10 protein-coding genes are annotated in these 13,031 nt (G+C 28.3%); 7 read left to right on the top strand and 3 right to left on the bottom strand.

The window, feature by feature from the left end; genetic code table 11:
• On the bottom strand, window positions 1-787 hold a 787-nt coding region (locus M3Z80_RS06915), incomplete at its 3' end, for a hypothetical protein (protein ID WP_366519867.1).
• Between the two features lie 11 nt (window positions 788-798).
• Complete coding sequence (locus M3Z80_RS06910) at window positions 799-2,688, bottom strand: type VI secretion system Vgr family protein (protein ID WP_293918818.1); 1,890 nt, start codon at window positions 2,686-2,688, stop codon at window positions 799-801.
• Window positions 2,689-2,910: 222 nt separating this feature from the next.
• Here M3Z80_RS06910 and M3Z80_RS06905 point away from each other — a divergent pair, with 222 nt between their 5' ends.
• Window positions 2,911-4,218, top strand: a complete 1,308-nt coding sequence (locus M3Z80_RS06905; protein ID WP_293918817.1) for an NUMOD1 domain-containing DNA-binding protein — start codon at window positions 2,911-2,913, stop codon at window positions 4,216-4,218.
• Window positions 4,219-4,579: 361 nt separating this feature from the next.
• On the opposite strand, the gene M3Z80_RS06900 is transcribed toward M3Z80_RS06905, so the two are convergent.
• The gene (locus M3Z80_RS06900) at window positions 4,580-5,053 is read right to left on the bottom strand and encodes a hypothetical protein (protein WP_293918815.1); all 474 of its coding nucleotides are present in this window, start codon (window positions 5,051-5,053) and stop codon (window positions 4,580-4,582) included.
• A 614-nt stretch (window positions 5,054-5,667) separates the two neighbouring features.
• Here M3Z80_RS06900 and M3Z80_RS06895 point away from each other — a divergent pair.
• The 6 genes from M3Z80_RS06895 to M3Z80_RS06870 all read left to right on the top strand — a co-directional run.
• The gene (locus M3Z80_RS06895; protein ID WP_293918813.1) at window positions 5,668-5,865 is read left to right on the top strand and encodes a hypothetical protein; all 198 of its coding nucleotides are present in this window, start codon (window positions 5,668-5,670) and stop codon (window positions 5,863-5,865) included.
• A gap of 205 nt (window positions 5,866-6,070) precedes the next feature.
• A complete protein-coding gene (locus tag M3Z80_RS06890) occupies window positions 6,071-8,107 on the top strand; it encodes a tellurite resistance TerB C-terminal domain-containing protein (protein ID WP_293918811.1) in 2,037 nt (678 codons plus the stop codon).
• Window positions 8,104-9,417, top strand: a complete 1,314-nt coding sequence (locus tag M3Z80_RS06885) for an ATP-binding protein (protein WP_293918809.1) — start codon at window positions 8,104-8,106, stop codon at window positions 9,415-9,417. Before M3Z80_RS06890 ends, M3Z80_RS06885 begins: the two co-directional genes overlap by 4 nt.
• Window positions 9,417-11,540 carry a DEAD/DEAH box helicase gene (locus M3Z80_RS06880; protein ID WP_293918807.1) on the top strand — a complete coding sequence of 708 codons (2,124 nt, stop codon included), beginning with the start codon at window positions 9,417-9,419 and terminating at the stop codon, window positions 11,538-11,540. Before M3Z80_RS06885 ends, M3Z80_RS06880 begins: the two co-directional genes overlap by 1 nt.
• 190 nt (window positions 11,541-11,730) lie before the next feature.
• Window positions 11,731-11,934 carry a hypothetical protein gene (locus tag M3Z80_RS06875; RefSeq protein ID WP_293918805.1) on the top strand — a complete coding sequence of 68 codons (204 nt, stop codon included), beginning with the start codon at window positions 11,731-11,733 and terminating at the stop codon, window positions 11,932-11,934.
• Between the two features lie 787 nt (window positions 11,935-12,721).
• On the top strand, window positions 12,722-13,031 hold a 310-nt coding region (locus M3Z80_RS06870), incomplete at its 3' end, for a helix-turn-helix domain-containing protein (RefSeq protein ID WP_293918803.1).

Here is a 13,031-nt window from a genome sequence, read left to right as displayed (position 1 = left end):
CAAATATCTCAATCAAATCATCCTCTTTAACATCTTTAATCTGATATACTTTGCAATCAAGCCTATATAATTCTTTTTTCATGTATTCTATGGCTAACTTGTTAGTATATCTGATTAAAACTCCTTCCCCCATGGTGCCTAGCGAAATCATATAAGCATCATCATATCTTCCATAAGTATATAAATATATGTTATTCTCCTTATGAACAGTTAGAAATACATGCCCAGTACCCTTGGTCTCTGCCCAGACAAAAACTCCTGATGGAAGTTCCAAATGAGATATAACACAAACATTTTCTGAAGGAGAATTAAAAAAGGGATATATTTTGATTTTTTTCTTTCCTATTACATTTTCAGATAAAATATGAATTCTTTTTACTCCAATCTTCTTATCTGAAATAATATATGAATTTTTATTTTTTTCATCTTCAAATCCTAAAAATTCTGCGGAATCATCATATTTTACATTCCATATAAGCTTGTTCAGCTCTACTAATGAAAAATTTTTTCTATTAAATTCTACTGCTTGATAATCATAGACACCTCCGCCTTTAATAATATCAGGCCCTATAACTTTAGTAACTCTTAAAGTAGTAGGTATTTCCTCTGGAGGTTTATAATCATTTAGATATTTTACTCCATTTTGTTTGCCCACCATTTCTACTTTAGTAGCTGCATTAAAAGTAAGATTACCCTCTGTAGCAGTTAAAGTAATGGACTTTTTTGCAATTTTTATACTTTCCCCTCCTATAGTTCGTATTATTTTTCCGCCTTCTATAACTCCCATATTACTATAGTTTAATGTAAACTGGTTTGTTGTGCACTATTGGATTTAACTTCCAAAGCACTTTCCAAGTTTATTTTATCTTCATTACTTGTATAAGTACTTTTTTTAGAAATTTCTATAAAATCATTAGCATTAGATACTCTACCTTCTCCGGCACTTTCATATATATTGCTTGCTGCCAGATTATAGTCTTCTGCTGCCATAATAGAAATATTTTCCCCTGCACTCATACTTATATTCTGGGAAGCCGTAACCACTACATTTTTAGCATCTAAAAAGAAAGTCTCCGGTACTTCTGTCCTAATATTGCCTTTTCCATCCAAGAAGATACGGTTACCGCTTGGGTCTTCAATTAGAATAGAGCCTTGTCCTTCAGCATCATTGAAAATAATTTTGGCACCACTTCTTGTTTGTATTACCTTAATATCATTTCCTTCAGTGTAATAAGCAGCTATCTCTCCTCCATTATAAGCCGTTCCCAATACAATAGGAGCTTCTGCATTTCCTCCCTGAAAAGCTACCAATACAGTTTCTCCTATTTCCGGATTAATATATGTTCCTTTATCTCTACCTGCATGAGGTTGTATTACTTGTACCCAAGGTGTCTGGCTGTTTTCAGCCTTTTGCCAGACAAACTGAAGACGTACACGTCCCATCTTTTTTGGATCTTTATTGTCTGTTACAATTGCATGTTGAATATCTGCTACCGGGGTATTGCTTCCGTCATAATCCGGAGGTGTTATTAAATCTTTAGGTACTCCTATAAATGTATTAGTATATCCTTTTCCCTCAATAAAACAATGAGTAATTTCATTTATCTTATAACTTTCAATCGGAATTTTTCCGGATTTAAAAATTTTATGTTTAGGTATCCAGGCTGAAACTTTACCTATATCGCCTAGGCGTAAGCTAGGTTCATTAGTAGTTGCCTCTATATAAACTAAATTTTGTCTTTTACGTTTTTCTGCAAGAACAGCCCTTTCAATATCTAACTGCTGATTTATCAATAAGCTTTTATCAAAATGAGCGGTGGGAGAAACATTAAAAAGTCCTTCTGATGCATTAATGGCATATTGCTGAAAAGGATTCTCTGATTGTTGTAGCCTCTGACTTTCTGAATCTACCTTATAATCAGATGATTGTTTAGCATCATACGCTGTATAAGAAAATTTCTGAGGGTGCACTTCCATTTTTAATTCGAAATTAAAAATATCTTCCTCTTCAGCTAATTCTGTTATTTTCCCTCCCCAAGCAGAAAAAACCAGTTGTTCTCCGTTATAATAATAATACTCTCCAAAACGAGAGGCTAATCGCTTTATGAATTGATAATCACTCTCATTATATTGAACGATATAAGGAATTTTTTCTTTAAAATTCGGATTGATTTTAAAGTCAATTAAATTCTTTGCATATGGATAAGCTACCTCTTTTATAATCTCTTCCAAAGTTTTATTTTCAAAACTTCTTGTATGTAATCCGTTTTCCATAAGTATAGAGGGAGAATTGCCACGCAAAATAACTTTTTTTACTCCGTCTTGCTTTTGAGTGGATACTTGGGTGATCAATCCTGTAAAAATTGATTGTACAGTTCCAAACCTGTGAAATTGGAAAGTAATCCGCTTACCTAAATGAGCTCTGGAGTTTTCAAATAAATAAGCATTATCTTCATTAAATTCTCCCGGATCACACCAAATCTCAAAACTATGATGATCTCCTACTTTTTGTTTAATCTCTAATTTAGCAATGTTGGTTTCAGTAAAATAATCCTCTCCGGCAATCTTAACACTAACATAAGTGATTGAGGTTTTTCCGTATCGATTGAATTTGTTTGCAATTTTCTCTTTTACTACATCTGGACTAGAAAAGGTAAAAGGAACTTCAGATTTATCTATTTTTTCCATAAGGCCCCATATTCTTTAATAATTAGTTTCATTAAAAATAAAAAATAATAATGATTAGCAAACATACAAAATATTTTTTTTTATATCTTTGTTGCTGTAAATAATTTCTTTATTATAAAGAAACAATATAAGCTATTCCTTGCTATATTGCTTTAAATGTAAATGATTTTTACTATAGACATAGGAGGTCTCTCTGTTTTTTAAATTAATTAAGTAAGTAAATTGAAAAAAACTGCTTTATATCCATATCAAAATTTATCACTCAAAGATATTCCCGGAGAAATCTGGAAAGATTGTCCCGATTTTGAAGGTTATCTGATGATTTCCAATATGGGACGCATAAAAAATTTAAAAAGAACTATTTACCAAGGTACCAAAGGAGGATTAAAAACAATATCCTATGAACGCCCCGAACGAATTCGAAAACAATATCCCAAACCACTTTACAATAAAATACTCAAAAAATATTTTTATTCCTTAATAACTAAAATAACCATTGAAAAAATTACTTATTCATTTTATGTTTCCAGAAAGGTATATGAAGCTTTTTGCAGCAAAATAACCAAACAAGATCTAATCCTTCATAAAGATTGGGATAATTTTAATAATAAGATAGAAAACCTTTATAAGGCGGATAGTGCAGAATTAAACCGGATTACAGCAAAACAAGGAAGGACTAATGTACCTGAAATATTTGCGAGTATAAGAAATTTTTGGCCCAAAGAAAGAAGAAACAAATTACAGGAAAAAAGTAAGACTAAAATCAAAGTTAAGCAATATGACCTGCAAGGTAACTACCTACTCACTTATCCAAGCATAAGGGAAGCTTATAAACAAACTGGAATTCACGAAGCGGCTATTAGAAAATGTATTCTTGGAAAGCAAAAATATGCAGGAAATTATATTTGGAGATATGAAAATGATATTTCCGAAATTATTGCTGTAACACCAAGCATATCTTCTCAACCGCTTAGTTGTTATGATAAAGAGGGTAATTATTTAGCCGGATACAATAATATATGGGAAGCTGAGCAGCAAACTAAAATAAATAGAGGCTGTATTCGCCAGTGTATACAAGGAAGATCTCAAACTGCTGGTGGCTTGATTTGGAAAAAAGGTTATGAGCCTCAGAAAGTAGATCCCGTACCTCCCTCAATTAGCGCTAAAATAGTAAGCCAGTTTGATAAAGAAGGGAATCTTATAATGGTTTACCCCAGCATATCAAAAGCTTCCAAAAGTACAGGAATACCTGAGATGACCTTAGGAAAAATACTCAGTTCTAAGCCTCAATATTTAAGAGGTTTTATTTGGATGGAAGGAAATAAGCTAACAAAAATAACTCCCCCTAAAAAGAAAATTAAAGTAGTTTATCAATATGACCTCTCTGGAAATCATATAGCTACTTATCCTTCTGTTATTGAAGCAGGTAAATCAACCGGCGTATCTCGTAGCAGTATAAATGATGCTGTACATGGAAGGAGTAAAACCTGTGGGGGGTATATATGGAAATATGTAGAAAAAATCATATAAAAAGTTAGATTTTTTTTTAATAACCATAGTTTATATAGGCAAATTTTGTCAAATAAAAAAGGTTACAAATTTTTATATCTATAACCTTTTTATTTTCAGCTCCTTCAGCTGGGATTAAACTGGCGATCTTCTGATTCACAGAAAAGTTGCTCTTGAAATAACTACCGAAGATTTTGAGTCATTTTGCATATATTCAGGAGTTATATTTATTCAATTAAAAGTTTGTTCTATAAAAAACAAAGGAACTTTATTAGGTAAAATTTCTAAAAAATTTTAAACTTCAAAACCTATCGTAAAAAATTTATACGTTAAATGTTTTAAATAGAAAATGAATGATTATATTTAAAGCATAGTGGAATTATTATCTCACCAATCTAAAAAAATCATTAGTATTATTATCTATTGGTTTTTTTAGGATCAATCGCCCTGAATCTCTAATTAATTTACAATTTTCCCTAGGGTTAATTACGTAGGTTTTAACCGCATTTGGAGCGTATTTGATAAAATTTAATTTAGTTTCTACTTTTAAATTTGGATTAGGATAGGAAGATAATTTGGTAGGTATTAATGAATATTGATTCATAAAAGCTCCATTTTCATTTTTTTCCCGTACAAAGTTTTCGTCTATAAATGTGATATAAACTTTTGGAGAAAAATCTACATACCCCCACTTATCTTTATCTATTTTCACGTAAACTTGAACTTCATATTCAGCACCATATTCTATTCCAAGATCTTGGAGTGTAACATTTTTACTTACACTATCATCATCTGAACATGATGACAATTGTGTTAATCCAATAAACACAATGACAAACAAGAATAATTTTTTCATTTTTATAGTTATTTAATTACATTCAAATATAAAAAATATTTTAAGTTTTTTATTTTATATAAAAACAAAAATATCTCTTATATTAGTGCTTTTCAGCATTAAATAATTCTTGATATAATAATGTGGCACTTGTTTTTTACGTATTAGCTTTGCTAAATTACACAGTATTAATATTTAACTAATTTATTAACATACTGTTGACAAATACGAAATAAATTTATTATGATAATTATCAGCCAAATTTAAATTATCTAAAATAATTTTTTAACTCTCTTTTTTTAATTCATTTATTGGATTACCATCAAACTTCAATTGAATAATTATTAATATTAAATCTATTAATAGAAAATCTTATTGTTTTTTCAATCCTCAGAAAATAACCTACAATCCTCATTTTCCTATTAACATAGTAACATGGAAATAGCAGAAGTCATGAAAAAAGAGTGGCTGGAATTATGGACTCCTAAATTCACCTGTTCCAAAGCCCAATTCATCAGAAAAGAGAAAAACCCGAAAGGGATTTGATTGAAGTAATCAAAAATACGGAAGCAAAATTTTCCCAGAACCGGATATAAAGAACAAATCTAAAAAAAGAAAAAAGCCATCTTCCTCCAATGATTTATGCCCAGGCCCAGTATATCATATTTACTGCAATAAAATACAAAAGGATCTTTGAGAGGTTCGGGTTTAATCTTCCTAGTTATGAAAAACCTCAGCCTTCATCTAAAACAATTTATGAGTTTGAAAAATGGTTCTTTGATCTAAATACAAATGGTTGGATGAATACCTCTTCCGAGTGCCTAACCGAATAGTTAACTCCCGTACAATTATCTTATTTGAAGAAGCTGTGAATAGAGACCTATTATAATAAATTAGTAAGAATATACACAAATCAAACAACTATCATAATTTATATAAAATATAGTTATTTTATAATAAAAAATTATTCGCATTAAAATAGCTGGATAAAAAATGACCAAAAATTTATATCTTTGAAATATAAGAACTAATAACTACATGATTTTACTAATTATCACATTTATAACACTTTTAGTTGTTTTTTTGAATAAGAATTCATCTAAACAAAAGAATAAAAATGTTTACAATAATCACTTAAAAAATCTACAGGAAAAAGATTCAACTTATAACAATACGGAGTCTATTAAGGTTATAAATAATTTTATTTCTAACTCTACTATTAAAGAGAATAGCACTTCAAATAAAATAATGAACGAATCCAATAATTCTATTGAAGATATTTCTAATGAAACATGTAGTCTTCGTCCTAATTTATCAGAATCAAATACCTTTAATTCTGACAACTATAATTTAAAACACGTTTTATTTTCCTACAATGAACCATTAATAAATCAATATGGAGTTCCCTATTGGCCTCATAAATATATATATTCTTATTCTGATTTAGATGAGGCTACTCCAGAACAAAAAAAATTTTATCAAGCTTTTAAAACAGATTTCCTCAATGGTGAATATAATAATTTATATGGAAATTGGAATTATGCCTTTATTCTGTTATTTGACTTATTAAATGAATATGAAGTACACAAGGACATTCAAGTTTTGGAAAAGCAATTGGATCTTCTTGGTTTTCATTATAGTAGAACTAAATCTTACTGTATTTCATTTTTAATTAAAAAATTAGAAAATATAGGCGATGAAGAAAATATAAATAGAATTATTGAAAACAATCCTTATGACTACTATGGGTATGATTACTGGCGTTTAGGAAACCGCTATAAAAACAAACTAAAGTTAAATGATAAGGAAGTTGAATTATTAAATAAATTATATTTTTCACCCAACACCTTTACTGAAATAGAAGCTTGTTTAATTGAAACACTCAGACTTTATTTATCATTATTTGAGACTTTACAAGATACTCAAATTGAAGGAGAAAAAAATTTAGAACAATTTATTACAGAAATTGCAGATCTTTATATAAAAAAGTATTACAAATACAGAAAAGGTAGTCACAATTATAATTACGCTTTTGAAGATACAATTAAGTATTTTTATCAAAATATTTTCAAACTTTGCGAAAATGCTGTCCGTGAATTTTATGGCCATAAGAGAAAACTAAATACTGATTTTTCTCTGCATATGCCTGAAATTAATAATCTATATCAAGAAAAAATAGTTCCTACCATAACCCAAACTTTATTTAAATTAACATCTATAATCAATCTTCCCGATGAAGCTACAGATATAAAATTATATACTCAAAATACAACCCGGTGGAAAATAAAATTTTCTAAGATTACGGAAAATTATAATGGAGATCCAAAGCAGTTTTTAAACGATATTATTTCATTAGGAAAACTTAATGAAAATAATCCTTCTATTGAAAATATATTCTTTGATTCATCAAAATTCATAGCTAAGTATGATAAAGAAATAGCATTATCACTATATATTTATTACTTGTACTATGATTTAAAATCTTCGACTTTCAACAATAAACCTTTAACTAAAACAATACAAAAAAATCTTTTCAAAACTAATGAACAGTTTCATGACTTTGAAATTATTGTAGAAAAATTAATTAAAACTAGAAATTTAGATGAGGCTTTAAGTTCAGTTTCTTCCATTTATAAAGCAAGACGTAAAAAAATTAATCTTAATAAATCAATCATAAAAGAAGTACAAGAACAACATTCAGAAACTGTAGAGTTATTAAATGAATATTTACAAGATGAAAGTGAAAGTTTATCAACAAAATCACAAGACATTAATGCTAATGAAATTAAAATAGTTTCCAAAAAAACAATTGAGTCAAATAAGTCTATTTATTTAAATGGTGAAAATTTATCTTCTATTCAAATAGATGTTTTAAATTTTTTTGCAAAAAATAGTTTGTGCGTTTCTTTTGAAGACTTTGATATTTATGCAAAAGACAACAATATTTTTAAAAATCATTTGATAGACAGTATTAATGAAATTTATTATGAAGTTCTGGATGATATATTGATTGAAGAAGAAGATGAATTTTACACTATTTTAAAAGATTACTACCAAAAAATAACTATAAAATGATAAATATTAAGCCTAAAGAAGCCACAGCAATTATTAATTCACTCGTAAGCGGAGTAGTTCCGAAAATAGGAGTACAACATATAACAGTAGGACGTTCTGAAGAAATAACAGCTTTTGTCTCAGCATTAGAAGATGTAAAAAATGGACATAGTTTGGTTAAGTTTTGGATTGGCGATTTTGGTTCTGGAAAATCATTTATGCTTCATTTATTAAATACGGTTGCATTAAAACAAAAATTTGTTGTAGCTAATGCTGATTTTACACCTGAAAATCGTTTATATTCTAATGATGGAAAGGCGGTTTCTTTATACAAGTCAATAATGGATAATATAGCCATACAAACCAAACCTGAAGGAGGTGCCTTGCCTATTTTAATGGAAAAATGGATTGAGCAGATCATTATAAAAACAGCTCAAGAAAATAATATATTAGTTAGTGAAATACATAATGAGGATTATATTGATTTAATCCGGAACAACATAATGAAAACCATCAATGGAATTACCGAAGTAGGAGGTTTTGATTTTGGAACAGTGATCATAAAATATTATGAAGGATACATCCAAGATGAAGAACAACTTAGAAGGAATGCTTTAAAATGGTTAAAAGGTGAATATACTACTAAAACAGAAGCACGTCAAGATTTAGGGGTTCGAGAAATAATTAATGATCAGAATTATTATGATATGCTTAAAAATTTCTGTAAATTATTTGTTAGCATGGGATACAGTGGATTTATGATTAACTTGGATGAAGCTATTAATTTGTACAAAATTTCAACAGCTGTCATGAGAGAAAAAAACTATGAAAAAATATTAGCTATTTATAATGATTGTTTTCAGGGAAAAGTAACTAATTTATTTTTTAACTATGCAGGAACTAAAGAATTTTTGGAAAATGAGCGTAGAGGATTGTTCAGCTATCATGCATTAAAATCAAGATTGGAAACTAATAAGTTTGAGACTTTAGAAATAAGAGACTTTGCTCAACCCGTAATCCGATTAATGCCTTTGGATCATAATGAAATCTTCGTTTTATTAAAAAAACTTAAAGAAATTTTTGATTTTAATTATAAAACTCTCATAGATATTTCTAATGATGATATCCACTCTTTTATGGAAGAAATATTCAATAAACCTGGAGCTTCTGAATTTTTAACTCCAAGAGAAGTTATTAGAGATTTTCTTAATATCCTTAATATACTTCGTCAGAACCCAGAAGTGGATAAATCTAAATTATTTGGAGAGATTGAAATTTCAGATGAACGTCCAAATGAGGAAACCTTATTAGATAATATTGAAGAATTATAATGCCTATTCAATTGCTATCTGAGCCTATCAGAAAATATATTAGAGATAAACGCTGGGAAGAATTGCGGGCTATTCAAGCAGCAGCAATCAAACGTATTTTAACAACGAGCCATAACTATATTCTTGTTTCTAAAACTGCATCTGGAAAAACTGAAGCTGCTTTTCTTCCTATATTATCATCTGTTAATTTTAATAAATCAGGAGTTCAGGTTTTATATATTTCTCCATTAATAGCTCTGATTAATGATCAGTTTTATCGTATTGAAGAACTATGTCATTATTTAGAGGTGCCTGTAACTAAGTGGCATGGAGAAGCAAACCGAACACAAAAAAAGCACCTTTTAATGGACCCTAAGGGAATTGTTTTAATTACTCCTGAATCTTTAGAAGCTATGTTTGTAAATAATCCCTATAATATTAAATATCTCTTTTCTAATTTGAAGTTTGTAGTAATAGATGAGATTCATTCTTTTATAGGAACAGACAGAGGAATACAGCTTAAGTCTATTCTATCTCGTTTACAAAAAATAAATACAGTTCCCTTTCGAATAATTGGATTATCTGCAACTATAGGGGATTATGAAGAAGCTAAACAATTTGTAGGTAATGATAATGAAACTAAAGTTCTCATAGATAAAACTACTAATGAAATTCAAGTCATTTTCAGATATTTTAAAATAGAGACCGTAGAATATTCTTTGGAACTATTAAAAAACATATATAGAGAAACAAAGGATAACAAAGTATTAATTTTCCCCAATAATAGAGGTAAAGTTGAAGAATTAGCTGTTAAATTAAAAAAAATAGCAGAGCGAGTAGGTGGACATAAAAACTATTTTTCTCATCATTCATCTGTTAATAAAGATGTCAGAGAATATGTAGAATTTTTTGCCAAAAATAATAAAAAAGAAAATTTTACAATTGCTTGCACCTCCACTCTAGAATTAGGTATTGACATAGGTAACGTGGATAAAGTAATTCAGGTAGATGCTACACATAGTATAGCTTCTTTGATCCAGCGTGTCGGAAGAAGCGGAAGAAAAGAAGGAATTAAAAGTAAATTATATCTCTATTCAACTAATAAATGGAGTTTATTACAATCACTAGCATCCTGGTTATTATATAAGGAAGAATTTATAGAACCTCCTTTATTTATAGAAAAACCTTTTGATATAATGCTTCACCAGATCTTATCCATAGTCAAGGAATATTCTGGCGTTAATGAAATTGAATTGACAAAGAAAATAGAAAATAATTTTACATTCATTCATATATCTAAGGAGGAAATTAATGAAATAATAGATTATTTAATTAGCAATGATATATTAGAAAAGATTGACAAAGAAATTATTATTGGTATTGAAGGGGAAAAATTCGTAAATAGCCGTGATTTCTACAGTGTATTCAAAACAGAAGAACACTATAAGGTCGCAAACTCAGGTAATACAATAGGAGAAATACCTTTTTCTCCTCAGATAAGAGAAGATGAAAATATTTTATTGGCTGCCAAAATTTGGAAAATAAAATTGATTGATTTCAAATCTCATAAAATAGAAGTTTGTCCTGCTAAAGATGGAAAAAATCCTTTATTCTTTGGAAGTGGAGGTTTGGTGCACCCTAAAATAAGAGAAAAAATGTTGGAAATCCTTATTTCTGAAGAAGAATATTTATTTTTAGATCAACCCAGCTCTGAAGAAATCGATAAACTTCGACAAAAATTCTCACCATTTAATATACTAAAACCATCTGAAGAAAGACCTTTGTTTTTAAAAGAAAATAAAGCCCAATTATATACTTTTACAGGAACCAGGATAAACAGAACTATACAGTTATTATTAACTATTATGGATATACAAAATATAATGACTGATAATGATAGTTTTTTTGAATTTTCTACATCAAATATTGTTTGGGACAATTTTACAGATACACTCCTAAATTCTATAGTATACGTAGACAACCATTTATCAAAATTATTAGAGAAAAACCCAACCATTCTTGATTTTTCTAAATGGGGTATATTACTACCTAAAAAATACCAAATTAGTTTGTTAAAACAAAAGTATTATGATTTAGAAAGCACTATAAAATTTTTAAAATCAATTAAATTAGTGATAAAATAGTATGAAACTACTTTTTTATCTCTAAAAGACTTTCCTGGAGAAATCTGGAAAAATTATCTCGATTTTGAAGGGTTATCTGATGATTTCCAATAAGGGGCGAATAAAAGATTTAAAAAGCGCTATTTTACCAAAGTATTAAAGGAGGATTATAAACAATATCCAAATTGTGTGTAACCCAAAACAAATAAAAATGGAAGATAATTTAAACAATTTAATTAATAATATAAAAATTCAAATAAAATTATATTTATCTGAAGTAGGTAAATTTACCTCTTATGCATCGACCTTAAATAATCAAACAAAAAAAATTGATTTAATAATGGCCCATGATAATGAAAATGATTCATCAAAAATGTTAAAAATACTACAATCAAGTTTAGAAAATGATATTTAAAAAATATATATTATGCTGCAGCAAAAGGAATCGATACTATAATTTCTAATAAAGAAGGTAATAAAATCTCTGTCTTATTAATTATGATAAAATGTAAAAACGATAAGGACTGGTCAATCAAAAAATTCCCTTATGAAATAATAAAAAATAATAAAGTTCTACATCTCTATAAAAAAAATTAGAGTAATGTATCAGATAAGGGGATTAAGCTATAAATAACTAATGTTCAAAAAAAATAAAAACTAAGAAAAAAGAGAAAAATTCTTTCTTACTTAGCTACCTTATCAAAAAACAATTTAAAATTAATCTATCTGTTTATTATCCTAACCTTATAAGTTTCCCGAAAAACTGAATATATTTATTAGCTAAAATAAAAAGATAAACTGATTACTATTTGGTATATAATTTATCTAAAAATTCAAATTCCGATTCAGGAATTAAGCCTTTAGCTGAGTTTAGTAAATTGTAAATATCCCATTTAATATGATCTACCAGTTCCGGATGCTCTATTTCCGTTAGTATTGCAGTCTGAAAATACTTAGCATGGATTTTAAAGTATATTCTAAATGCTTATAATCCTTTATTTCCGAAATATCTTTTAGATATATTAAAAAGTCTTTCACCTTATATACTGATTCTTCATTCACTTCACATGCTTTTATTTTGTAAAGTAAACGAACATACATACAATAATTTATAACTTGGGTTAAAATAAGATAACTGAAAAAGAATAAGTTATTTTTAGCGGATTATTTTATATTTTTGTGAATAGAAAAATTAATAAATTATGAATACAGATACAGCATCAAAAAAAGCACATCACGGAAGGAATATAAAAAGACTGAGAGAAATGCTGGGAGTAAAACAAGATGCATTGGCAGTGGAATTAAACATTACTCAGGCAGCTGTATCTAAATTAGAAAGTAAAGAAGAAATAGAAAAAGATACTTTGGAAAAGGTAGCTAAAATTCTAAAGTTACCAGTAGAAGCTATAGAGAACTTTAATGATGAGGGAGCTCTGAACTTTATTGCAAATACTATTGATACATTTCATTATAAATGTACTTTCAATCCCATTGATAAGATTCTGCAACTTT

Origin of the sequence: Apibacter sp., assembly GCF_025291155.1 — a bacterium.
Classification (GTDB): Bacteria; Bacteroidota; Bacteroidia; order Flavobacteriales; family Weeksellaceae; genus Apibacter.
This window is presented reverse-complemented; position numbering and strand designations above follow the sequence as displayed.